A 22,838-nucleotide genomic window follows, 5' to 3' on the forward strand; every position below is an offset into this window, starting at 1 on the left:
AGGGGGAACAACCCACTCAATACTCAACCACCACTTTCCCCCGCATATGCCCGTCCAGCACTTTACGGTGCGCCTCCGTAATGCTTTCCACGCTCAGCCCGTGCAGCGTTTCACTCAGTGAGCTTTCCACCACGCCGTTATCCACCAGCTTCGCCACCTCATTGAGGATCTCACCCTGACGCGCCATATCAGCGGTCTGGTACATGCTGCGGGTGTACATAAATTCCCAGTGCAGCGCGGCGGATTTCGACTTCAGCTTGTCCTGGTTCAGCGGGTGTTCATTCTCCACGATAGAACAGATATGCCCCTGCGGCGCAATCAGTTCGCTGACCGCCTCCCAGTGTCCGTCGGTATCGTTGAGGATGAAAATGTAATCCACAAAGTTCAGCCCGTGCTTCGCCAGTTCGCCTTTCAGATCGCGGTAGTTCACCACCACATCTGCACCGCGATCGCGGCACCACTGGGCGGAATCTTCACGGGACGCCGTTGCGATAACCTTTACCTTGCTGTTGTGCTTCGCAAACGGGATCGCCAGCGATCCCACGCCGCCCGCACCGCCGATGATTAGCAGGGTTTTGTCCGCACCGGCATCCTGAATATTCAGCCGTTCAAACAGGCCTTCCCACGCGGTGAGTGCGGTCAACGGTAGCGCAGCGGCAGCCGCCCAGCCGAGGCTTGTCGGTTTGTGCCCGACTATGCGCGCGTCGATCAGCTGGTGTGTGGTGTTGCTGCCCGGGCGGGTGATGTCCCCTGCATACCACACCTCATCTCCCGGTTTGAATCCGGTGACGCCAGCGCCAGCGGCTTTGACGATCCCGCTGGCATCCCAGCCCAGCACGCGCGGCTCTTTCAGCCCGTTTTTGGCAATGCCTGCGTGGACTTTGGTATCGACCGGGTTAACCGAGACGGCTTTGACCTCCACCAGCAGATCGTGCTCGCCGGGCTGTGGCATTGGTGGGGTGATTTCAATGAAGGTGGACGGATTTTCCGGGTTCACGGCAATGGCTTTAACTGACATGGTGTGCTCCTCAATGGCATGCGTTTTGTTGAGGCTAGTCTATTAAGTGGCCAGCTGCATGATAAGATGGACAATCAAGAACTCAGCGTTCGTACAGGATGAACAATCATGTTTAAACAGCTGCAGGATATGGCGCTTTTCGCGCTGGTGGCGGAGATGGGCAGCTTTACCGCGGCAGCCCAGAAAGCCGAACTGCCGAAATCCAGCGTCAGCCAGCGAATTAGCCAGCTGGAGCAGCAGGTGGGTATCCGCCTGCTCAACCGCACTACCCGCAGGCTGAACCTGACGTTTGCGGGCGAGCACTATCTGGTGCACTGCCGCGAAATGCTGGCGGCCAGCGAGCGGGCGGAGTATGCCATTCAGCGCCTGCGCGAAAACCCGAGCGGGCGGCTGCGCATCACCTGTCCGGCGGGGATTGGCGCGACGCTGCTGGCGCATATGAATGCCGAGTTCCAGCTTCGCTATCCTGAGGTTTCGCTGGACGTGTCGATCTCTGATGATGTGGTGGATCTGGTCGAGTCCGGCTTTGACGTGGCGCTGCGTACCGGCAAGCCGCAGGACTCCTCCCTGATTGGCCGAATGATCGGGCATTGTCCGCGCTACATGCTGGCCTCGCCGGACTATCTGGCGCGGCGGGCGCCGCTAACGCATCCCCGTCAACTGGTGGAGCACCGCAGCATTACGCACAGAGCCTGGTCGGAGTGGCTTCTGCGAAGCGAGAATGAGGATTACCGCTACCTGCCGGATAACGCGCACATGACCGATAATCTGGTGTACGCCCGCGAGTGCGCGATGGCCGGGGCGGGGATCACGCTGCTTCCTGCATTTTTGCTGGAAGATAAGATTGAAAAGGGCGCGCTGGTGCAGGTGCTGCCGGAGTGGAACGTTGAAGGCAACGACCTCTGGCTGGCCTACCCGAGCCGCAAGCTGAATTCGCCCGCGCTGATGAGCTATATTGAGTTTGCGATGCAGTTTGACGAGGTGAAGCGGTATTACGTGGGCAAATAAAAAAGCCGGGTGGCGGCTTCGCCTTACCCGGCCTACACACTGTGCGGCCTGATGCCCTCACCCTGGCCCTCTCCCACGGGGAGAGGGAACAACCATAAAAAACGGCAACCGAAGTTGCCGTTTTGCTTTTATTTCGCAATACGCTTGTACTTAATACGCTTCGGCTCCAGCGCGTCGGCGCCCAGCGTGCGTTTCTTGTACTCTTCGTATTCGGTGAAGTTACCTTCGAAGAACTCCACCTTACCTTCGTCCTGGTAGTCCAGGATGTGGGTCGCGATACGGTCCAGGAACCAGCGGTCGTGCGAGATAACCATCGCGCAGCCCGGGAATTCCAGCAGGGCGTTTTCCAGCGCGCGCAGGGTTTCGATATCCAGGTCGTTTGTTGGTTCATCGAGCAGCAGAACGTTACCGCCCACCTGCAGCAGCTTCGCCAGGTGCAGACGACCGCGCTCACCGCCGGACAGCTCGCCCACGCGTTTGCCCTGGTCGGTGCCTTTAAAGTTAAAGCGACCAACGTAGGCGCGGCTTGGCATCTCGGTGTTGCCGATACGCATGATATCCAGACCGCCGGAGACTTCTTCCCACACGGTTTTGCTGTTATCCATCGCGTCACGGAACTGGTCAACGGAGGCCAGCTTCACGGTCTCACCCAGGGTGATAGAGCCGCTGTCTGGCTGTTCCTGACCGGACATCATGCGGAACAGAGTTGATTTACCCGCGCCGTTCGGACCGATGATGCCGACGATAGCACCTTTCGGTACGGAGAAGGTCAGGTCGTCGATCAGCACACGGTCGCCGTAAGACTTACGCAGGTTGGTCACTTCAACCACTTTATCCCCCAGACGTGCTCCAGGTGGAATAAACAGTTCGTTGGTTTCGTTACGTTTCTGGTATTCGGTGTTGTTCAGCTCTTCGAAGCGTGCCAGACGGGCTTTGCCCTTAGACTGACGGCCTTTCGCGCCCTGACGCACCCACTCCAGCTCTTTCTCGATAGACTTACGACGGGCCGCTTCCTGAGACGCTTCCTGAGCCAGACGCTGATCTTTCTGCTCCAGCCAGGAGGAGTAGTTGCCTTCCCACGGAATACCTTCACCGCGGTCCAGCTCCAGGATCCAGCCGGCGACGTTGTCGAGGAAGTAACGGTCGTGGGTAATCGCCACAACGGTGCCTTCGAAGTCGTGCAGGAAGCGCTCCAGCCACGCCACGGATTCCGCATCCAGGTGGTTAGTTGGTTCGTCGAGCAGCAGCATGTCTGGTTTTTCCAGCAGCAGGCGGCACAGCGCCACGCGGCGGCGTTCACCCCCGGAGAGGTTCGCGATTTTTGCATCCCAGTCCGGCAGACGCAGGGCATCAGCCGCGCGCTCCAGCTGCACGTTCAGGTTGTGACCGTCGTGCGCCTGGATGATCTCTTCATACTTGCCCTGCTGTGCGGCCAGCTTGTCGAAGTCCGCATCCGGCTCGGCGTATTTGGCATACACTTCATCCAGACCTTTCAGGGCGTTAACCACTTCGGATACCGCTTCTTCAACAGATTCGCGAACGGTGTGTTCCGGGTTCAGCTGAGGTTCCTGCGGCAGGTAGCCAATCTTGATGCCAGGCTGCGGACGGGCTTCACCTTCGATGTCTGTATCAATGCCGGCCATGATGCGCAGCAGGGTGGACTTACCGGCACCGTTGAGACCCAGAACACCGATTTTTGCGCCCGGGAAGAAGCTCAGCGAGATATTTTTAAGAATATGACGTTTCGGCGGGACAACTTTGCCGACACGATGCATGGTATAAACGAATTGAGCCACGTTGGACTTCGCCTCTTTTATCGTAATGAGAAGGAATTTCAGCCTCGAAGTGTAGCCTTTTTCCCGCCCTAATCCCAGCCAGGAACGTCGGGAGTGTTAAAACGCGCAAGAAAGGTAAAAAAGTGTCCATGACGTGGCGCGTTGAAGGATGCCTGGTTAGCATAAGTTAATTAGACTTTGACGTGGCAAGACGCTGCAATTGACGAAAAAACAATGAGGAAGAGCTTGTGGAAAAAGCCAAACAGGTGGTCTGGCGTCTGCTGGCTGCCAGCGTATGCGTAATGGCGGTAAGCCAGGCGGTGCATGCCGATTCACTGGATGAACAACGTAGTCGCTACGCTCAGATTAAACAGGCGTGGGACAACAAGCAGATGGATACCGTTCAGGCGCTGATGCCGACGCTAAAGGATTATCCGCTGTATCCGTATCTTGAGTATCGCCAGATCACGGACGATCTCATGAACCAGCCCACCGTCACCGTGAATAACTTCATTCAGGCGAACCCGACCCTGCCGCCAGCCCGAAATCTCCAGTCTCGTTTTGTGAATGAGCTGGCGCGTCGCGAAGACTGGCGCGGGCTGCTGGCGTTTAGCCCAGAAAAGCCGAATACCACCGAAGCGCAGTGTAACTACTACTACGCAAAATGGGCGACCGGCCAGCAGGAAGAGGCCTGGGCCGGGGCGAAAGAGCTCTGGCTGACCGGGAAAAATCAGCCGAACGCCTGTGATTCCCTGTTTGGCGCGTGGCGTGCTTCCGGCAAGCAGGACCCGCTGTCCTATCTTGAGCGCATCCGCCTGGCGATGAAGGCAGGCAACACGCGGCTGGTGACCACGCTGGCGGGGCAGATGCCGTCCGATTACCAGACGATCTCCACGGCGGTTATCTCGCTGGCAAACGATCCCAACAGCGTGCTGACCTTTGCCCGCAGTACGGGCGCGACCGATTTTACCCGCCAGATGGCGGCGGTGGCTTTTGCCAGCGTGGCGCGTGACGATGTGGAAAACGCACGGCTGATGATCCCACAGCTGGTGCAGGCGCAGCAGCTTAATGAGGAGCAAACCCAGGAGCTGCGCGATATTGTGGCGTGGCGACTGATGGGCACCGATGTAACCGACGAGCAGGCGCGCTGGCGAGACGATGCCATTATGCGTTCGAACTCCACGTCGCTGGTGGAGCGCCGCGTGCGCATGGCGCTGGGTACGGGCGATCGTCGCGGGCTCAATACCTGGCTCGCGCGGTTGCCAATGGAGGCCAAAGAGAAAGACGAATGGCGCTACTGGCAGGCCGATCTGCTGATGGAGCGCGGTCGTGATGATGAAGCCAAAGAGATTCTCCATACGCTGATGCAGCAACGCGGGTTCTACCCGATGGCGGCCGCGCAGCGCCTGGGCGAGGAGTACACCTTCCGCATTGATAAGGCGCCCGCTAACGCGAACCCGGCGCTGACGCAGGGGCCAGAAATGGCGCGCGTTCGCGAGCTGATGTACTGGAATATGGATAACACCGCGCGCAGCGAATGGGCGAATCTGGTGACCAGCCGCACCACCGATGAAAAAGCCCAGCTTGCCCGCTATGCCTTTGATAACCACTGGTGGGATCTGAGCGTGCAGGCGACGATCGCCGGTAAGCTGTGGGATCATCTGGAGGAGCGTTTCCCGCTGGCGTACAACGATCTGTTCGAACGCTATACCCGCGGCAAAGATATTCCGCAAAGCTACGCGATGGCCATTGCCCGTCAGGAAAGTGCCTGGAACCCGAAAGTCCGTTCCCCGGTGGGCGCCAGCGGCCTGATGCAGATTATGCCGGGAACGGCGACGCACACGGTGAAGATGTTTAACATCCCTGGATACAGCAGCCCGTCACAGCTTCTCGATCCGGATACCAACATCAATATCGGTACCAGCTATCTCCAGTATGTGTATCAGCAGTTCGGCAACAACCGCATCTTCTCGTCGGCGGCCTATAACGCGGGACCGGGTCGCGTGCGCACCTGGCTCGGCAACAGCGCCGGACGCATCGACGCCGTGGCGTTTGTCGAGAGCATCCCGTTCTCGGAAACGCGCGGCTACGTGAAGAACGTGCTGGCCTATGATGCCTACTATCGCTACTTCATGGGGCAGAAAGATACCCTGATGAGCGATGCCGAGTGGCAGAGACGTTACTGATCGGCGTGGGTTGTGTTATGCTGTACTCGCTAAAGAGTACAAGAGGCAGCATAACATGACCCAGCATTCCCCGTATTCCTCGGCAATGGCCGAACAACGTCATCAGGAGTGGCTTCGTTTTGTGGAGTTGCTTCGTCAGTCTTACGAGCAGGATTTGCATTTACCCCTGATGCAGCTGATGCTCACGCCGGACGAGCGTGAGGCGCTGGGCACGCGCGTGCGGATCATTGAAGAGTTACTGCGCGGCGAGATGAGCCAGCGCGAGCTGAAAAATGAGCTCGGCGCGGGCATCGCAACGATTACCCGCGGATCGAACAGCCTGAAGTCGGCGCCCGTTGAGCTGCGCCAGTGGCTGGAAGCGGTGTTGTTGAAAAACGCTTAACGATAGATCGCGTTATGGAACGGGCTTAACGCCAGGATCACCGCCTGGTGGTAAACGCCTGAACGCGTCAGCGCGCCTGCGGTAAAGACGCCAATCGCCCCTTCTTTACGGCCAATCTCATCAATGCCGGTGTACTGCGACATCACCGGCCCGAGCGCTTCACCCGCACGCACTTTTTCCAGAATGATTTCCGGCAGGGGCAGGGTGGCCGAACGCGCTTCGCCGCGCTGTTCACGGCTTTCGATCACCACCCAGCTAAAGGTTGCACCTTCGTCGATACCGGCTTCAATCGCCACCCAAAAGTCCGCATCCGGTGCCGCAGCCCTGGCATTTGCCACGCGATTTCGTGCGCCAGCGCGCGTTTCCTCGCTGCCAAACGGCTGTTCAGGAACGCCACTCTCGACGCCGATGGCCTCAATATGGCAGGATCCTGCGCCGAAGATCTCGTCAAATGCCCTTAGAATTGCCTGAATTTTGGCAGGATTAGTGGTAGCAGAGACAACATGGTGCATAATTAAGCTCGATTCAAAAAAAACTCATCGCAGTATAACGGAAAAAAAGCATGTTACAGGTATACCTTGTTCGCCACGGTGAAACGCAGTGGAACGCCGAGCGACGTATTCAAGGCCAGTCAGACAGTCCTCTCACTGAGAAGGGTGTGCAGCAAGCGTGGCAGGTGGCAGAGCGTGCCAGAACGCTGGGCATTACCCACGTCATTACCAGCGATTTAGGTCGCACACAGCAGACGGCGCGCATCATCGCAGACGCCTGCGGCTGTGACGTCATGCTTGAGCCGCGCCTGCGCGAGCTGGATATGGGCGTGCTGGAAAAACGCCATATCGATACGCTGACGGAAACGGAAGAGGGCTGGCGCCGCACGCTGGTAAACGGTACCGAAGATGGCCGTATTCCTGAGGGCGAATCCATGCAGGAGCTCAGCGTACGTATGCATGCCGCACTGGCGGAATGCCTGAAGCTTCCGGCGGGAAGCCGTCCGCTGCTGGTGAGTCATGGGATTGCGTTGGGTTGCCTGGTGAGCACCATTCTGGGGTTACCGGCTTACGCTGAGCGCCGTCTGCGTCTGCGTAACTGCTCCATTTCCCGAATTGATTATCAGGAAAGCGCGTGGCTGGCGTCAGGTTGGGTCGTGGAGATGGCAGGGGACATTTCGCATCTCGATGCCCCTGCGCTTGACGAACTGCAGCGTTAACGACGTATTGGAATCAAGAATTCCATACGCAGATTGATAGGGCCTTCTTCCGGTTTCGCATCCTGAGCCGGGTAGTAGAGCTCAATGTCCTGACCTTTACGGCGATTCAGATTCAGCATCGGCATGCAGGTTCCGTAAACGGTCAGGATAAACTCCTGCACCCCCGTTCCCAGCCCTTCATAGGCGAACATCACGTATTCGCCACCTTCCAGCACGACAGGCTTCGAACCCTGAATGTAGCCATTGGCCATCTCTGGCGTCAGCGCGGTGGTGTAGAACACCTCCTGCTCGTCGTCTTTTTCCTGGCTTGGGTGCGTTTCGTTGAGACCATACAGGATCGGCGGGATCGCCGGCGCGTGGCTCAGGAAGTCGCGCCAGAACTGAACGCGCATCTGATGACGGAACTCGGAAATCTGCTCCAGTGAACAGGAGTAGCTCTGCGTTGTGCCGATCAGATGGGTTTCCGGCAGGGTAATAATTTCATACTTCGGCATCGCGAACTCGCCCAGACGCAGCGGCGGACGCATGCCAAACGAGCTCCAGTCAGGCGAGCGACGATACAGCGCTGGCGTCAACGAGAACTGTTTTTTAAAGGCGCGGGTGAAGGTCTGCTGCGAATCGAAACGATATTGCAGGGCAATATCCAGAATCGGGCGCGCGGTCAGGCGCAGAGCCACAGCAGATTTCGATAAACGACGTGCGCGAATATAGGCCCCGATAGCATGACCGGTGACATCCTTGAACATCCTTTGCAGATGCCACTTGGAATAGCCTGCTTTAGCCGCCACATTATCCAGTGACAAAGGCTGGTCGAGATGACCTTCCAGCCAGGTGAGCAGGTCGCGAATAATTCCAGCCTGATCCATATACTATCCTCATCCTTAAAACAGCAGGTGCCTGATAACAGGTTAGCGGATAATAGCATTTTTTGATGTTTTAGCATTCAGTGTTTTTTTTGCGCATTCATGCTTTTTGCAGGGCATTATGGGCAAATATATTCTAATCCTGTGATCTTGCTACATTTTTGTCTAAAGTGTTGAATAATCGCTCAGTGTAATTTTAAAGAATGGTAACAATATGAAATACAAGACTTTGCTCTTCACCGCGCTGATGTTGATGGCCGGACGCGCTGCACAGGCGGAACAGATTGGTTCCGTCGATACCGTGTTCAAAATGTTTGGCCCGGACCACAAAATTGTCGTTGAGGCGTTTGACGATCCAGACGTGAAAAACGTCACCTGCTATGTCAGCCGTGCGAAAACGGGCGGTATCAAAGGCGGTCTGGGGCTGGCGGAGGACACCTCCGATGCGGCGATCTCCTGTCAGCAGGTGGGACCGGTTGAATTGAGCGATAAAATTAAAAACGGCAAGGCGCAGGGCGACGTGGTATTCCAGAAACGGACCTCGCTGGTGTTCAAAAAGCTGCAGGTTGTGCGTTTCTACGATGCCAAACGCAACACGCTGGCCTACCTTGCCTATTCTGACAAAGTGGTGGAAGGCTCACCGAAGAACGCGATCAGCGCGGTGCCGATTATGCCGTGGCATTAATTCAGGGATGAATCATGCAACAACCTGTGGTCTGGCTGGTTGAAGACGAAACCAGTATCGCCGATACGCTGATCTACATGCTTCAGCAGGAAGGATTCGCGGTAAAGGCGTTTGAACGCGGTTTACCCGTGCTGGAGGAGGCTCAGCGGCAGGTTCCGGCGCTCGCCATTCTGGATGTCGGACTGCCGGACATCAGCGGGTTTGAGCTTTGCCGTCGGCTGCTGGCGCAGCATCCCTCGCTGCCTGTACTGTTTCTGACGGCGCGCAGTGATGAGGTCGACAAGCTGCTTGGCCTGGAAATGGGCGCTGATGACTACGTTGCGAAACCTTTCTCCCCTCGTGAAGTCTGCGCTCGGGTGCGGACTGTTTTACGGCGCATGCAAAAATCCGCCGCACCCTCAGAAACGTTGCGTATCGGGCAGTTTGAACTGAACGAGCCTGCCGCGCGAATCAGCTGGTGCGGGGAAGCATTGCCCCTGACCCGCTACGAATTCTTGCTGCTCAAAACCTTGTTACAGGCGCCCGGTCGGGTCTTTTCGCGTCAGCAGCTCATGGACAAGGTGTGGGGTGAAGACGGCGACAGTTTCGATCGTACCGTGGACACCCACATCAAAACCCTGCGCGCCAAGCTGCGGGCGGTGAACGAGGAGCTGTCCCCCATCAGCACCCATCGCGGTATGGGCTACAGTCTGGGCCTTTACTGATGCGCATTGGGATGCGGTTGCTGCTGGGGTATTTCCTGATCGTCGCCATCGCCGCGTGGTTCGTGCTGTCGATCTTTGTTCAGGAGGTGAAGCCCGGCGTGCGCAGGGCAACCGAGGGCACGTTAATCGATACCGCGACCCTGTTGGCCGAAATCGGACGTGATGATTTGCTTTCGGGTCACGCGCAGCAGGGCAAGCTTGCACAGGCCTTTTCTCAGCTTCATCAGCGCCCATTTCGCGCCAATATTGGCGGTATTCATAAAGTGCGTAACGAGTATCACGTCTACATGACCGATGCGCAGGGCAGGGTCGTGTTTGATTCCGCTGGTCTGGCCGTGGGAAAAGATTACTCGCGCTGGAATGATGTCTGGCTGACGCTTCGCGGCGAATACGGCGCGCGCAGTACCCAGAGCCATCCCGACGATCCGGAAAGCACGGTGATGTATGTTGCCGCGCCGGTTGTGGATCAGGGCAAGATAATCGGCGTGCTGTCGGTGGGGAAACCGAACAGCGCGATGGCTCCGGTGATTCACCGCAGCGAGCGACGGATATTGTGGGCAGGCGGTGCGCTGCTCGGCATTGCCCTGCTGATTGGCTTGGCGGTGGCGTGGTGGATCAATCGATCTATCGGTACGTTATCGCGCTATGCCGACTCGGTAACCACCGATACGCCTCTCCCATTGCCTAATCCAGGCAGTAGCGAGCTGCAAAAGCTGGCACAGGCGCTGGAAAATATGCGTATTCGCCTTGAAGGGAAAAACTACATTGAACGCTATGTCCATGCGCTGACCCACGAGCTGAAAAGCCCGATTGCCGCCATACGCGGCGCGGCAGAAATTCTCTCCGAGCAGCCGCCGCCGCAGGTCGCCGCGCGGTTTATCGATAATATTCTGGTGCAAAATGCGCGCATGCAGTCGCTGGTTGAAAAGCTGCTCACTCAGGCGCGGCTTGAAAATCGTGTCGAGATTACGCCTGAAGCTGTCAGCGTTGACTCGCTCTTCACTCGGCTTGCAGACGCGCGAGCGACGCTGTTGGCAGCGAAAGAAATTGTGCTGACCCTTCAGCCGACATCGCTTTATGTGGCGGGCGATCCCGACCTTCTCGAACAGGCGCTCGGCAATTTGCTGGATAACGCTATCGATTTCACCCCGCAGGGTGGCGCCATTGCGCTGGCGGCCCGGGAAGATCGCAGGCAGGTAGAGCTGATCGTCACCGACAGCGGAAGCGGGATCCCGGATTACGCGCTGGAGCGTATTTTTGAGCGCTTTTATTCCCTTCCGCGCGAGAACGGGTTAAAGAGCAGCGGGCTCGGGCTGGCGTTTGTTCAGGAGGTGGCGCGTCTGCATCAGGGTGAGATTACATTGCGTAATCGTGATGAAGGTGGCGTGATGGCCACGCTGAGACTTCACCGTCCCTTCACATAACTTCAAACTGGCCCCACATAGCCTGGTTACGCTCTCCTCATCACAAAGGAGACGTAATGATGAAATCCCCCCTGTTCTGGAAAGTTAGCACCCTGCTGGGGTGCATCCTGCTGCTGTTAGTCCCGCTTTTTATGGTCAGTAACCTGATATCAGAGCGAGAGAGCTACCGCAATGATGTTGAAAATACGCTGCGTCAGAGTACCAGCGGGCCGCAAAAACTGGTCGGGCCGCTGATTGCTATCCCGGTAACGGAGATTTTTTACAAGGTAGAGGATGAGAAGAAAGTCGAGTACAAGAAAAGCTATATGCATTTTATTCTGCCGGAGTCACTGGTTGTTGAAGGTAGCCAGCACGTTGAGTCCCGAAATATCGGGATCTATGACGGACAAATCTGGAACACTGATCTCAGGATAAAAGTGCGGTTCAGCACCGAGAAAATGGCGCAGCTTAAAGGGGAAACGATGACCCTTGGGCAACCGTTTATCGTTGTCGGCGTAGGGGATGCGCGGGGCATTGGCACGGTGAAAGTCTCCAGCATCAATGGCGAGGCGTTGAGCGTCGAGCCGGGGTCGGGTGTGTATGGTGCGCTTTCCGGTATTCATATTCCGCTGACTGACAAAACGCTGGAGTCAAAAACGTTTACCCTGGAGATGTCCCTGAATCTGGCCGGAACGGGGAGTTTTGCCGTGGTTCCTGTGGGACGCAACAGTGAAATGACGCTCAACAGCAACTGGCCACATCCGGGCTTTATGGGTAACTATCTGCCGGTAAAGCATAAAATTGGTGATTCTGGCTTTCAGGCGAACTGGCAGAGCAGCTGGTTTGCGAACAATCTTGAGAGCTGGTTTAACGGCAGTGAATCGCCAGAGTGGGAATCAATCCCTGCTTTTAGCGTTACGGTAGCCACGCCTGCCGATCAGTATCAACTGACTGACCGTGCGATCAAGTACGCCATTTTGCTGATTGCGCTGACGTTTATGGCCTTCTTTGTCTTCGAAACCTTAACCGGATTACGCCTTCACCCGATGCAGTATTTGCTGGTGGGGCTGTCGCTGGTTCTGTTCTATCTGGTGCTGCTGGCGCTGTCTGAACACGTCGGGTTTACCCCCGCCTGGGTTGTTGCAAGTCTGGTTGGTGCAGCGATGAACGTAATGTACCTGCAGGCCGTGATGAAAAGCTGGAAGCGCAGCGGGCTGTTTGTGCTGGCGCTACTCGGGCTGGATGTCGTGATGTGGTTCCTGCTGCGCTCGGAGGACAGCGCGCTGCTGTTGGGGTCAGCGGTTCTCGCGCTGGCGCTGTTCGCCGTGATGTACCTGACCCGGCATTTCGACTGGTACTCGCTCTCTCAGTCAAAGCGGCCTGAACCTCCGGCAGAGCCTGATAACGACACGATGCGGATCTGGAAATAAAAAAAACGGCGCAAATGCGCCGTTTTTTAATGCGTTAACTGCGGGATTACTCCTGCAGGTCACCGCAGAAACGGTACCCTTCGCCGTGGATCGTGGCGATGATTTCCGGCGTATCTGGCGTAGATTCGAAGTGCTTACGAATACGACGGATGGTGACGTCTACGGTACGGTCGTGCGGCTTCAGCTCACGGCCGGTCATTTTCTTCAGCAGCTCTGCACGGGACTGGATCTTGCCCGGGTTTTCGCAGAAGTGCAGCATCGCGCGGAATTCACTGCGCGGCAGTTTATACTGCTCGCCGTTCGGGCTAATCAGCGAACGGCTATTGATATCAAGTTCCCAGCCGTTGAATTTGTAGCTATCGACGCTACGACGCTCTTCGCTGACCGTGCCCAGATTCATGGTACGGGACAGCAGGTTGCGTGCACGAATGGTTAACTCGCGAGGGTTGAACGGTTTGGTGATGTAATCATCCGCACCGATTTCCAGGCCAAGAATTTTATCAACTTCGTTATCACGGCCCGTCAGGAACATTAACGCGACGTTCGCCTGCTCGCGCAGTTCGCGCGCCAGAAGAAGACCGTTTTTGCCCGGCAGGTTAATATCCATGATCACCAGGTTGATATCATTTTCAGAAAGGATCTGATGCATCTCTGCGCCATCGGTCGCTTCAAAGACATCGTAGCCTTCTGCTTCGAAAATGCTCTTCAACGTGTTGCGTGTTACCAACTCGTCTTCAACGATAAGAATGTGCGGGGTCTGCATGTTTGCTACCTAAATTGCCAACTAAATCGAAACAGGAAGTACAAAAGTCCCTGACCTGCCTGATGCATGTCGCAAATTAACATGATCGGCTTAACGTGACTAAAGTACGTAATTGCGTTCTTGATGCACTTTCCATCAACGTCAACAACATCATTAGCTTGGTCTTGGGTACTTTCCCTTTGGACCCGACAGTGTCAAAAACGGCTGTCATCCTAACCATTTTAACAGCAACATAACAGGCTAAGTGACACCAGACACCCAATAAAACTACGCTTCGTTGACATATATCAAGTTCAATTGTAGCACGTTAACAGTTTGATGAAATCATCGTAGCCGAATGCTAGCCTTTGTCACAATTTTTCAATAAACCAACTAGTTGCGGACATTGATTTATAAACGAAGCGAATCCAATCAGAATAGGGTATTCATGTCGCTATTATCATTATAAAACATAAGGATAATAGTGTTCTGTTAACATTCTAACTGATTGTTCAGACACAGAATAGTTTAGCGTTTTTAATTTGTTATGAAACGCTATTTCGGTGATTTGTGTTGCAATTTTGTAAATTCGCGCTGCGTAATATGTTGAAGTGCATCACATTTTTACCGGCTAACTGATTAAAAAGAGAGCATAAATGCATCTGTCGATTGTACTGGTTGCCCCAGCCAGAGCAGAAAATATAGGCGCAGCGGCGCGTGCCATGAAGACCATGGGTTTTACCGATTTGCGTATTGTGGACAGCACGGCCCATCTGGAACCCGCCGCCCGTTGGGTGGCGCACGGATCGGGAGATATTCTCGATAATATAACCACTTACGCTACGCTTGCCGATGCGCTGCACGATATTTCGTTTACCGTCGCAACCACGGCGCGCAGCCGGGCGAAGTTCCACTACTATGCCACGCCAGCGGAGCTGGTGCCGATGCTCAGCGAGAAAAGCCAGTGGCTGGAGAAAGCGGCGCTGGTGTTTGGGCGTGAAGATTCCGGATTAACCAATGAAGAGCTGGAACTGGCGGACGTGCTGACGGGGGCACCGATGGTCGCGGATTATCCGTCCCTCAATTTAGGCCAGGCGGTCATGGTGTATTGCTATCAATTAGCATCCTTAATACAAATTCCCCCGTCGCAAAATACAGGAACCGATGAAAATCAGCTTGCAGCACTTCGCGCGCGCGTAGAAAACCTGCTCGTGCATCTGGGGGTGGCGGACGATCAAAAAATGGCTGACTGGTTGCAGCAGCGTTTGGGGCGTCTTGAACAGCGGGACACCGCCATGCTGCACCGTTTGCTACACGATATTGAAAAAAAATTGGCCGAGTAAAACACTGACATAAGTTTTTACTATGGCGAATAAGTCTGTCTGGATGGGTTGCACATGGGGGAATCGGATGAAAATAAATCTGCACACAGCGGGACGTGAGAGTCTCCCGAATTGTGATCAAATTAAAAATTCGTTGACTTAAGGTGCCCGATCCTTTAACCCTAAAAGAATACAGCACAGACAGATAATAATGACAGAGTACACAACATCCATGAAACGCATCAGCATCACCACCATTACCACAACCATCATCATTACCACAGGTAACGATGCGGGCTGACGCGTACAGGAAAAACAGAAAAAAGCCCGCACCTAGACAGTGCGGGCTTTTTTTTCGGCTAAAGGAAACGAGGTAGAACCATGCGAGTGTTGAAGTTCGGCGGTACATCAGTGGCAAATGCAGAACGTTTTCTGCGTGTTGCCGATATCCTGGAAAGCAACGCCAGGCAGGGGCAGGTTGCGACCGTGCTCTCTGCCCCGGCAAAAATCACGAACCATCTGGTGGCGATGATTGAAAAGACCATCGGTGGTCAGGATGCACTTCCGAACATCAGCGACGCAGAGCGTATCTTCGCTGACTTACTGCAAGGGCTGGCAGAGGCGCTGCCTGGCTTCCCGCATGCGCAGCTGAAGTCCTTCGTTGAGCAGGAATTCGCGCAAATTAAACATGTCCTGCACGGCATCAGCCTCCTTGGCCAATGCCCGGACAGCATCAACGCGGCGCTGATTTGTCGCGGTGAAAAACTCTCTATCGCCATCATGGCGGGCGTGCTGGAAGCGCGCGGCCATAGCGTGACCGTGATCGATCCCGTTGAAAAACTGCTGGCGGTGGGCCACTACCTCGAATCCACCGTTGATATTGCCGAATCAACCCGCCGTATCGCCGCCAGCAAAATTCCGTCTGACCACATGATCCTGATGGCGGGCTTTACTGCCGGTAACGAGAAGGGCGAGCTGGTGGTGCTGGGCCGTAACGGCTCCGACTACTCCGCCGCCGTGCTGGCTGCCTGTTTACGCGCGGACTGTTGCGAGATTTGGACTGACGTCGACGGCGTCTATACCTGCGACCCGCGCCAGGTACCGGACGCCAGGCTGCTGAAGTCGATGTCGTACCAGGAAGCGATGGAGCTTTCCTACTTCGGCGCCAAAGTGCTTCACCCGCGTACCATCTCCCCGATTGCCCAGTTCCAGATCCCATGCCTGATTAAAAATACCGGTAACCCGCAGGCGCCGGGTACGCTGATTGGCGCGAGCACCGATGAGGACGGTCTGCCGGTGAAAGGCATCTCCAACCTCAACAATATGGCGATGTTCAGCGTCTCCGGTCCGGGGATGAAAGGAATGGTCGGCATGGCGGCGCGCGTGTTTGCGGCCATGTCCCGCAACGGTATTTCGGTGGTGCTGATCACCCAGTCCTCTTCCGAATACAGCATCAGCTTCTGCGTGCCGCAGGCTGACTGCCTGCGCGCCCGCCGCGCGCTGGAGGAAGAGTTCTATCTGGAGCTGAAAGAAGAGCTGCTGGAGCCGCTCGCGATTCAGGAGCGTCTGGCGATCATCTCCGTGGTGGGCGACGGTATGCGCACCCTGCGCGGTATCTCCGCCAAATTCTTTGCTGCGCTGGCACGCGCCAATATCAATATCGTGGCGATTGCCCAGGGCTCGTCAGAGCGTTCAATTTCTGTTGTCGTCGATAACGATGATGCCACCACCGGCGTTCGCGTGGTTCACCAGATGCTGTTTAACACCGATCAGGTCATCGAGCTGTTCCTGATTGGCGTGGGTGGCGTGGGCGGCGCGCTCCTGGAGCAGGTGAAGCGTCAGCAGGCGTGGCTGAAGAAGAAACACATCGACCTGCGCGTCTGCGGGATCGCGAATTCCAAAGCGCTGCTGACCAACGTCCACGGCCTGAACCTGGAAAACTGGCAGGCCGAGATGGAGGAGGCAAAAGAGCCGTTCAACCTGGGCCGCCTGATCCGTCTGGTAAAAGAGTATCACCTGCTTAACCCGGTCATCGTCGACTGCACTTCGAACCAGGCGGTGGCCGACCAGTACGCGGACTTCCTGCGTGAAGGTTTCCACGTGGTGACGCCGAACAAAAAGGCCAACACCTCGTCGATGGATTACTATCACCAGCTGCGTCTGGCGGCGAGCAAGTCGCGCCGCAAGTTCCTGTACGACACCAACGTGGGGGCGGGCCTGCCGGTTATCGAGAACCTGCAGAACCTGCTTAACGCGGGCGACGAACTGCAGCGTTTCTCCGGCATTCTCTCCGGTTCGCTGTCGTTTATCTTCGGCAAGCTGGATGAGGGGATGAGCCTCTCGGAAGCCACCCGCGCCGCGCGCGAGCTGGGCTATACCGAGCCGGATCCGCGTGACGACCTTTCCGGTATGGACGTGGCGCGCAAGTTGCTGATCCTCGCCCGCGAAACGGGCCGTGAGCTTGAGCTTTCCGATATCGTGATTGAACCGGTCCTGCCGGCAGAATTTGACAGCAGCGGCGATGTTGGCGCCTTTATGGCCAGGTTGCCGCAGCTTGACGACGCGTTTGCCGCTCGCGTTGCAAAAGCCCGTGATGAAGGTAAGGTATTGCGCTATGTTGGCAACATTGAAGAAGATGGCGTGTGCCGGGTAAAGATTGCCGAAGTGGATGGCAACGACCCGCTGTACAAAGTCAAAAACGGCGAAAACGCCCTCGCGTTTTACAGCCACTATTATCAGCCACTGCCGCTGGTGCTTCGCGGTTATGGCGCAGGGAACGATGTTACGGCGGCGGGTGTGTTTGCCGATCTGCTGCGTACCCTGTCATGGAAGTTAGGAGTTTAACATGGTCAAAGTTTATGCCCCGGCTTCCAGCGCGAATATGAGCGTCGGATTTGACGTGCTGGGTGCGGCGGTGACGCCGGTGGATGGTTCGCTGCTGGGCGATACGGTGACGGTGGAAGCGGCTGACAGCTTCAGCCTGAACAACGTGGGCCGCTTCGCCAGCAAGCTACCGTCCGACCCGCGCGAGAACATCGTCTATCAGTGCTGGGAACGCTTCTGTCAGGAGATCGGCAAAAACGTGCCGGTTGCCATGACGCTGGAAAAAAGTATGCCGATCGGCTCGGGTCTGGGGTCCAGCGCCTGTTCGGTGGTCGCCGCGCTGGTAGCAATGAACGAGCATTGCGGTAAGCCGCTGAACAACAACCGCCTGCTGGGCTTAATGGGCGAGCTGGAAGGGCGTATCTCCGGCAGCATTCACTATGACAACGTGGCGCCGTGCTTCCTCGGCGGCATGCAATTGATGATCGAAGAAAATGGCATCATCAGCCAGCAGGTGCCAGGGTTTGATGAGTGGCTGTGGGTGCTGGCCTATCCGGGTATCAAGGTTTCAACCGCGGAAGCGCGTGCGATCCTGCCCGCGCAGTATCGTCGTCAGGACTGTATTGCCCACGGGCGTCATCTGGCGGGCTTTATCCACGCCTGCTACACCCGCCAGCCGCAGCTGGCGGCCAAACTGATGAAGGACGTCATTGCCGAGCCGTACCGCACGAAGCTGCTGCCCGGCTTTAACGAGGCGCGACAGGCATCAATGGATATCGGCGCGCAGGCGTGCGGCATCTCCGGCTCCGGCCCGACGCTGTTCGCCCTGTGCGACAAGGCAGACACTGCGCAGCGCGTGGCGGACTGGCTCTCTAAACACTACCTGCAAAATCAGGAAGGCTTTGTTCATATTTGCCGTCTGGACACGGCTGGCGCACGAGTACTGGGATAATTAATGAAACTCTACAACCTTAAAGATCATAATGAGCAGGTCAGCTTCGCGCAGGCGGTGACTCAGGGACTGGGCAAAAATCAGGGGCTGTTTTTCCCTCATGACCTGCCGGAATTCCAGCTGACCGAGATTGATGACCTGCTGAAGCAGGATTTTGTCACCCGCAGCACCAAAATTCTGTCCGCGTTTATCGGCGATGAAATTCCGCAAGAGCTGCTGGAAGAGCGCGTACGCGCGGCATTCGCGTTCCCGGCGCCGGTTCAGCAGGTTGAGCCTGACGTCGGCTGCCTGGAGCTGTTCCACGGCCCGACCCTGGCGTTCAAAGACTTCGGCGGCCGCTTTATGGCGCAGATGCTGACCCACATCAGCGGCGACAAGCCGGTGACCATCCTGACCGCAACCTCCGGCGATACCGGCGCGGCGGTAGCCCACGCGTTCTACGGCCTGAAAAACGTCCGCGTGGTGATCCTCTATCCGAAAGGTAAAATCAGCCCGCTGCAGGAGAAACTGTTCTGCACCCTCGGCGGCAACATTGAAACCGTGGCAATTGACGGTGATTTCGATGCCTGCCAGGCGCTGGTCAAGCAGGCCTTCGACGACGAAGAGCTGAAGGTGGCGCTGGGTCTGAACTCCGCCAACTCCATCAACATCAGCCGTCTGCTGGCGCAGATCTGCTACTACTTCGAAGCGGTGGCGCAACTGCCGCAGGAAGCGCGCAACCAGCTGGTGATCTCCGTGCCGAGCGGTAACTTCGGTGACCTGACGGCGGGCCTGCTGGCAAAATCCCTGGGTCTGCCGGTGAAACGCTTTATCGCCGCCACCAACGCCAACGACACCGTGCCGCGCTTCCTGAAAGACGGGAAGTGGGCGCCGAACGCCACGCAGGCGACCCTCTCCAATGCGATGGATGTGTCACAGCCAAACAACTGGCCGCGCGTGGAAGAGCTGTTCCGCCGTAAGATCTGGCGTCTGGGCGACCTGGGCTATGCCGCGGTGACGGATGAGACCACCAAATCCACCATGCGCGAGCTGAAGGCGGTGGGGTATACCTCTGAACCGCACGCGGCGATTGCCTACCGCGCGCTGCGCGATCAGCTTAATCCGGGTGAATACGGCCTGTTCCTGGGAACCGCACATCCGGCGAAGTTCAAAGAGAGCGTGGAGGCGATTCTGGGCGAAACGCTGCCGCTGCCAAAAGAACTGGCCGAGCGTGCCGACCTGCCGCTGTTGTCTCATGAGCTGCCTGCAGACTTTGCCGCGCTGCGTAAGCTGATGATGACTCGCGCATGATTTTTTTGTCGGGTGGCGGCTACGCCTTACCCGACCTACAACCAATGATGACGCGTGCGTGATTGTGTTGCCCGGTGGCGGCTACGCCTTACCGGGCCTACAACGACGAACAAATCGTAGGCCGGGTAAGCGAAGCGCCACCCGGCTTTTTTTATGGAGAAATTAAGGAGAAAAATAGCAGGGAAAAAGTAGAAATTCCCAATAAATGCGGTCACTTAGCGTTTAGGATTGCAGAGAATAACATCCCCCGTTCCCCTCGCGTACTCTCCTTACATCGGCCCACGTTGGGCAAAGATAATAAGGAGTCACCGATGTCTACACTGAAACCTGTGCTGATTGCGCTTTCACTGATGCTGGTCGCTCCCATGGCGGTACAGGCATCCGAAATCACCCTCGTACCCGCGGTCAAACTGCAGATTGGCGACCGGGATAATAACGGGCATTACTGGGACGGCGGCCGCTGGCGCGACCACGACTGGTGGAAAGCGCATTATGACTGGCGCGATAACCACTGGCGCCCACATGATGAGCATCGTAAACACGACGATCGTCACGATGACCATCACCACGATGACCGCCGCGACGATCGCGGCCCGGACTGGAAACACCACTAATGCAAAACCCCGCCAGCTGGCGGGGTTTGTTTTTACTGCTCGTGGCGCTTAAACACCAGTTCGCCTTTCCCTGACGACGCCTCGTCAAAGAAGTAGCCTTCACTGTTGAAGGCGGTTAGCTGCTCCGGCTTCGTCAGGCGGTTCTGGATAATGTAGCGGCTCATCAGGCCACGCGCTTTCTTGGCGTAGAAGCTGATCACTTTGAACTTGCCGTTCTTCTCGTCAAGGAATACCGGCTTGATGATGTCGGCATCCAGTTTTTTCGGCTTCACCGACTTGTAATATTCATCGGACGCCAGGTTAATCACTACGTTATCGCCCTGTGCGTGCAGCGCCGCATTCAGCTTATCGGTGATGATATCGCCCCAGAAATGGTACAGGTCTTTGCCTTTGGCATTCTCCAGACGAATCCCCATCTCCAGACGGTACGGCTGCATCAGATCCAGCGGGCGCAGTACGCCGTACAGACCCGACAGCATGCGCAGATGCTGCTGGGCAAAATCGAAATCGGCTTCGCTAAAATCTTCCGCCTGCAGGCCGGTATACACGTCGCCTTTAAATGCCAGAATCGCCTGACGAGCGTTGGCAGGGGTGAAATCCGGATGCCATTCATGAAAGCGGGTCGCGTTAAGGTCTGCCAGCTTGTCGCTGATGCTCATCAGCGAGGCGATTTGCGGCGCAGAGAGCTTACGCGCTTCGCGGATCAGCTGTTGCGAATAGTCCAGCAGTTCAGGCTGGGTATAGCGTTCGGTGGCGAGCGGGCTCTGGTAGTCGAGCGTTTTTGCAGGTGAAATAAGAATCAGCATATCCAGTCCTTGCAGGAAATTTAGAGCGACTTTAGCAAAAAATCGCCCCGAATTGATCGATAGCTGTTATTGCCGCGGCAAATCATCCCACGTGCCGGGGGCAAGCTGCGCCTTGATATCGGGATAGCGGGCGGGATCAAAGACCGGCGGAACGCCGAGTTTGCGCTGACGCAGATAGTCTCTGGCAATCAGGGTCACCACGGGCGAGAGCAGCAGGATTGCCGTGAGGTTAGTGATCGCCATTAGCGCCATAATGATATCGGCCAGCTGCCAGACCAGCGGCATACTGAGCAGGGAGCCTGCAATCACCATCAGGATGACCCCCAGGCGCAGGGTTCCGATTGCGGCGCGGGAGTCGAGTTTCAGGAAAATAAGGTTATTTTCGGCGTAAAGGTAATTCACCACTATCGAGCTGAAGGCAAACAAGATCAGGATGAGCGAGACAAATCCGGCTCCCCAGCCGCCGGTCAGGTTGACCAGCGCCTGCTGAAGAAGCTGTATCCCGACGGTGCCCGACGCGTGCGGTACGGGGCCTGCCAGCAGCAAAATCATGGCGCTGGCGGAACAGATAATAATGGTATCGGTAAAGACGCCAATCATCTGCACAATGCCTTGTGCGGCCGGGTGCGGCGGCCAGGAAGAGGCGGCGGCGGCCGCGTTGGGGGTTGACCCCATACCGGCTTCATTGGAGAACATGCCCCGTTGAAAACCCGCCATCAGCGCCTGGCTGAAGGTGTAGCCCAGCGCCCCGGAGGCCACTTCGCGCCAGCCAAAGGCGCTTTTGACGATGGTTGCAATCACGCCCGGCACCTGGTCGAGATGCAGTGCGGCAACGAACAGGCTCGCGGCAACCCAGAGCAGCGCCATAATGGGCACCAGCCACTGCATCAGGCGAGCGATGCCCTTGAGACCGACCGAGATGGTAAGCAGAACGACGAGGGCTAAAGCGAGACCCGCGATCCACTCGGGGCAGGAGAAGGCATAGCGCAGGGCGTTGGCAACTGAGTTCGCCTGGACGGTATTAAAAATAAGACCGTACGCGAGCAGTAAAAAAACCGAGAACAGGACGCCCATCCAGCGCATCCCTAAGCCACGCGCCATGTACCAGGCAGGACCACCGCGAAACTGGCCGTGTTTATCTTTCTCTTTGTAGAGTTGTGCAAGCGAACTTTCGGCAAAGGAGGTGGCCATCCCGAGTAGCGCCGTTACCCACATCCAGAAGACCGCGCCCGGCCCACCGGCGCTGATGGCCAGCGCAACGCCCGCCAGATTACCGCTGCCGAGGCGAGCCGCGAGGCTGGTACAGAGCGCCTGGAATGACGTTAATCCGCCCGGCTGAGGCGTGACGCTGTTTTTCAGACTTCTGCCAAACTTGCGAATATAGCGAAACTGGATAAACCCACTGCGTAGCGTAAACCAAATCCCTGCTCCCAGAAGCAGGTATATCATTATCGAACCCCAAAGGACTTCGTTAATAAAGAAAAAGAAATCAGGCATTAACGTCCCTCTTGTTGATGCCAATGTGGATATGTAAGCGCTACCACTGATTGGGCATGCTGTTGCTTAGCAGCCTGTTAATATTTCCAGTTTATCATACTCTGCCTAAGCGCACTGTCTGCGGTTGC

The 22,838-nt window shown here is 56.5% G+C and carries 22 protein-coding genes and 1 other annotated feature; of the genes, 15 read left to right on the plus strand and 7 right to left on the minus strand.

The window, feature by feature from the left end; genetic code table 11:
• Nucleotides 1-16: 16 nt before the first annotated feature.
• Nucleotides 17-1,018, minus strand: coding sequence for a zinc-binding alcohol dehydrogenase family protein (locus ACMGGU_RS01385; protein ID WP_395299785.1), 1,002 nt, complete (start codon nt 1,016-1,018; stop codon nt 17-19).
• Between the two features lie 108 nt (nt 1,019-1,126).
• Between ACMGGU_RS01385 and ACMGGU_RS01390 the strand changes: the two genes are divergently transcribed.
• Entirely contained in the window at nt 1,127-2,026 is a 900-nt protein-coding gene (locus ACMGGU_RS01390) for a LysR family transcriptional regulator (RefSeq protein ID WP_248222492.1), read from the plus strand.
• A 128-nt stretch (nt 2,027-2,154) separates the two neighbouring features.
• Here the strand turns inward: ACMGGU_RS01390 and ettA are convergent, their stop codons facing one another.
• Nucleotides 2,155-3,822: an energy-dependent translational throttle protein EttA gene (gene ettA, locus ACMGGU_RS01395; RefSeq protein ID WP_003856515.1), complete on the minus strand. Its 1,668-nt coding sequence runs from the start codon at nt 3,820-3,822 to the stop codon at nt 2,155-2,157.
• Nucleotides 3,823-4,049: 227 nt separating this feature from the next.
• Here ettA and sltY point away from each other — a divergent pair, with 227 nt between their 5' ends.
• Together sltY and trpR are read left to right on the plus strand one after the other, a co-directional pair.
• Nucleotides 4,050-5,987 (plus strand): murein transglycosylase, encoded by a 1,938-nt coding sequence (gene sltY / locus ACMGGU_RS01400; RefSeq protein ID WP_048028566.1) that lies wholly within the window; start codon nt 4,050-4,052, stop codon nt 5,985-5,987.
• 55 nt (nt 5,988-6,042) lie between these two features.
• Nucleotides 6,043-6,369: a trp operon repressor gene (trpR, locus tag ACMGGU_RS01405; RefSeq protein ID WP_021240574.1), complete on the plus strand. Its 327-nt coding sequence runs from the start codon at nt 6,043-6,045 to the stop codon at nt 6,367-6,369.
• Here trpR and yjjX read toward each other — a convergent pair.
• A complete protein-coding gene (gene yjjX / locus ACMGGU_RS01410) occupies nt 6,366-6,881 on the minus strand; it encodes an inosine/xanthosine triphosphatase (protein WP_008502058.1) in 516 nt (171 codons plus the stop codon). The two genes, trpR and yjjX, sit on opposite strands and share 4 nt — an antisense overlap.
• A gap of 50 nt (nt 6,882-6,931) precedes the next feature.
• Between yjjX and gpmB the strand changes: the two genes are divergently transcribed.
• Entirely contained in the window at nt 6,932-7,579 is a 648-nt protein-coding gene (gpmB, locus tag ACMGGU_RS01415; RefSeq protein ID WP_008502057.1) for a 2,3-diphosphoglycerate-dependent phosphoglycerate mutase GpmB, read from the plus strand.
• Here gpmB and robA read toward each other — a convergent pair.
• On the minus strand, nt 7,576-8,445 hold the full coding sequence (robA, locus tag ACMGGU_RS01420) for an MDR efflux pump AcrAB transcriptional activator RobA (protein WP_045907752.1): 870 nt from the start codon (nt 8,443-8,445) through the stop codon (nt 7,576-7,578). The two genes, gpmB and robA, sit on opposite strands and share 4 nt — an antisense overlap.
• A 211-nt stretch (nt 8,446-8,656) precedes the next feature.
• On the opposite strand from robA, the gene creA reads away from it, so the two are divergent.
• From creA to creD, 4 genes are read left to right on the plus strand one after another with little or no spacing between them, the layout of a single operon-like run.
• Complete coding sequence (creA, locus tag ACMGGU_RS01425; protein WP_048225583.1) at nt 8,657-9,127, plus strand: protein CreA; 471 nt, start codon at nt 8,657-8,659, stop codon at nt 9,125-9,127.
• A 14-nt stretch (nt 9,128-9,141) separates the two neighbouring features.
• The gene (gene creB, locus ACMGGU_RS01430; protein ID WP_196365481.1) at nt 9,142-9,831 is read left to right on the plus strand and encodes a two-component system response regulator CreB; all 690 of its coding nucleotides are present in this window, start codon (nt 9,142-9,144) and stop codon (nt 9,829-9,831) included.
• On the plus strand, nt 9,831-11,255 hold the full coding sequence (gene creC / locus ACMGGU_RS01435; RefSeq protein ID WP_048225587.1) for a two-component system sensor histidine kinase CreC: 1,425 nt from the start codon (nt 9,831-9,833) through the stop codon (nt 11,253-11,255). Before creB ends, creC begins: the two co-directional genes overlap by 1 nt.
• A 56-nt stretch (nt 11,256-11,311) precedes the next feature.
• On the plus strand, nt 11,312-12,664 hold the full coding sequence (gene creD / locus ACMGGU_RS01440; protein WP_395299787.1) for a cell envelope integrity protein CreD: 1,353 nt from the start codon (nt 11,312-11,314) through the stop codon (nt 12,662-12,664).
• Nucleotides 12,665-12,710: 46 nt separating this feature from the next.
• Here the strand turns inward: creD and arcA are convergent, their stop codons facing one another.
• The gene (gene arcA / locus ACMGGU_RS01445) at nt 12,711-13,427 is read right to left on the minus strand and encodes a two-component system response regulator ArcA (RefSeq protein ID WP_003856501.1); all 717 of its coding nucleotides are present in this window, start codon (nt 13,425-13,427) and stop codon (nt 12,711-12,713) included.
• Between the two features lie 95 nt (nt 13,428-13,522).
• Between arcA and yjjY the strand changes: the two genes are divergently transcribed.
• The 7 genes from yjjY (at nt 13,523) to ACMGGU_RS01480 (ending at nt 20,407) form a co-directional block, all read left to right on the plus strand.
• Complete coding sequence (gene yjjY, locus ACMGGU_RS01450) at nt 13,523-13,663, plus strand: protein YjjY (RefSeq protein WP_085928893.1); 141 nt, start codon at nt 13,523-13,525, stop codon at nt 13,661-13,663.
• A 399-nt stretch (nt 13,664-14,062) separates the two neighbouring features.
• On the plus strand, nt 14,063-14,749 hold the full coding sequence (locus ACMGGU_RS01455; RefSeq protein WP_045907754.1) for a tRNA/rRNA methyltransferase: 687 nt from the start codon (nt 14,063-14,065) through the stop codon (nt 14,747-14,749).
• 211 nt (nt 14,750-14,960) lie between these two features.
• Nucleotides 14,961-15,029 (plus strand): thr operon leader peptide, encoded by a 69-nt coding sequence (thrL, locus tag ACMGGU_RS01460; RefSeq protein WP_015572623.1) that lies wholly within the window; start codon nt 14,961-14,963, stop codon nt 15,027-15,029.
• Nucleotides 14,968-15,085: a sequence feature (Thr leader region), on the plus strand. Its footprint overlaps the gene before it by 62 nt.
• A gap of 24 nt (nt 15,086-15,109) precedes the next feature.
• Nucleotides 15,110-17,572, plus strand: a complete 2,463-nt coding sequence (gene thrA, locus ACMGGU_RS01465) for a bifunctional aspartate kinase/homoserine dehydrogenase I (protein WP_111967206.1) — start codon at nt 15,110-15,112, stop codon at nt 17,570-17,572.
• A gap of 1 nt (nt 17,573) precedes the next feature.
• Entirely contained in the window at nt 17,574-18,503 is a 930-nt protein-coding gene (gene thrB / locus ACMGGU_RS01470) for a homoserine kinase (RefSeq protein WP_048225593.1), read from the plus strand.
• Nucleotides 18,504-18,506: 3 nt separating this feature from the next.
• Nucleotides 18,507-19,793 carry a threonine synthase gene (gene thrC / locus ACMGGU_RS01475; protein ID WP_023326668.1) on the plus strand — a complete coding sequence of 429 codons (1,287 nt, stop codon included), beginning with the start codon at nt 18,507-18,509 and terminating at the stop codon, nt 19,791-19,793.
• A gap of 311 nt (nt 19,794-20,104) precedes the next feature.
• The gene (locus ACMGGU_RS01480; protein ID WP_045907758.1) at nt 20,105-20,407 is read left to right on the plus strand and encodes a DUF2502 domain-containing protein; all 303 of its coding nucleotides are present in this window, start codon (nt 20,105-20,107) and stop codon (nt 20,405-20,407) included.
• A 32-nt stretch (nt 20,408-20,439) separates the two neighbouring features.
• On the opposite strand, the gene yaaA is transcribed toward ACMGGU_RS01480, so the two are convergent.
• Nucleotides 20,440-21,213, minus strand: a complete 774-nt coding sequence (gene yaaA / locus ACMGGU_RS01485) for a peroxide stress protein YaaA (protein ID WP_048225595.1) — start codon at nt 21,211-21,213, stop codon at nt 20,440-20,442.
• Between the two features lie 66 nt (nt 21,214-21,279).
• Nucleotides 21,280-22,710, minus strand: a complete 1,431-nt coding sequence (locus ACMGGU_RS01490; protein ID WP_045907759.1) for an alanine/glycine:cation symporter family protein — start codon at nt 22,708-22,710, stop codon at nt 21,280-21,282.
• Nucleotides 22,711-22,838 lie beyond the last annotated feature (128 nt).

It is taken from the genome of Enterobacter sp. BNK-8 (assembly GCF_048685095.1).
Classification (GTDB): domain Bacteria; phylum Pseudomonadota; class Gammaproteobacteria; order Enterobacterales; family Enterobacteriaceae; genus Enterobacter; species Enterobacter quasiroggenkampii.

Bases quoted from the DNA above. Each gene is read 5' to 3' on its own strand.
- ACMGGU_RS01390 (WP_248222492.1), top strand. From the start codon at position 1,127: ATGTTTAAACAGCTGCAGGATATGGCGCTTTTCGCGCTGGTGGCGGAG.
- thrC (WP_023326668.1), top strand. From the start codon at position 18,507: ATGAAACTCTACAACCTTAAAGATCATAATGAGCAGGTCAGCTTCGCG.
- ACMGGU_RS01455 (WP_045907754.1), top strand. From the start codon at position 14,063: ATGCATCTGTCGATTGTACTGGTTGCCCCAGCCAGAGCAGAAAATATA.
- arcA (WP_003856501.1), bottom strand. From the start codon at position 13,427: ATGCAGACCCCGCACATTCTTATCGTTGAAGACGAGTTGGTAACACGC.
- creC (WP_048225587.1), top strand. From the start codon at position 9,831: ATGCGCATTGGGATGCGGTTGCTGCTGGGGTATTTCCTGATCGTCGCC.
- creD (WP_395299787.1), top strand. From the start codon at position 11,312: ATGATGAAATCCCCCCTGTTCTGGAAAGTTAGCACCCTGCTGGGGTGC.
- ACMGGU_RS01480 (WP_045907758.1), top strand. From the start codon at position 20,105: ATGTCTACACTGAAACCTGTGCTGATTGCGCTTTCACTGATGCTGGTC.
- thrA (WP_111967206.1), top strand. From the start codon at position 15,110: ATGCGAGTGTTGAAGTTCGGCGGTACATCAGTGGCAAATGCAGAACGT.
- ACMGGU_RS01385 (WP_395299785.1), bottom strand. From the start codon at position 1,018: ATGTCAGTTAAAGCCATTGCCGTGAACCCGGAAAATCCGTCCACCTTC.
- creB (WP_196365481.1), top strand. From the start codon at position 9,142: ATGCAACAACCTGTGGTCTGGCTGGTTGAAGACGAAACCAGTATCGCC.
- creA (WP_048225583.1), top strand. From the start codon at position 8,657: ATGAAATACAAGACTTTGCTCTTCACCGCGCTGATGTTGATGGCCGGA.
- yjjX (WP_008502058.1), bottom strand. From the start codon at position 6,881: ATGCACCATGTTGTCTCTGCTACCACTAATCCTGCCAAAATTCAGGCA.
- ACMGGU_RS01490 (WP_045907759.1), bottom strand. From the start codon at position 22,710: ATGCCTGATTTCTTTTTCTTTATTAACGAAGTCCTTTGGGGTTCGATA.
- gpmB (WP_008502057.1), top strand. From the start codon at position 6,932: ATGTTACAGGTATACCTTGTTCGCCACGGTGAAACGCAGTGGAACGCC.
- trpR (WP_021240574.1), top strand. From the start codon at position 6,043: ATGACCCAGCATTCCCCGTATTCCTCGGCAATGGCCGAACAACGTCAT.
- thrB (WP_048225593.1), top strand. From the start codon at position 17,574: ATGGTCAAAGTTTATGCCCCGGCTTCCAGCGCGAATATGAGCGTCGGA.
- robA (WP_045907752.1), bottom strand. From the start codon at position 8,445: ATGGATCAGGCTGGAATTATTCGCGACCTGCTCACCTGGCTGGAAGGT.
- yaaA (WP_048225595.1), bottom strand. From the start codon at position 21,213: ATGCTGATTCTTATTTCACCTGCAAAAACGCTCGACTACCAGAGCCCG.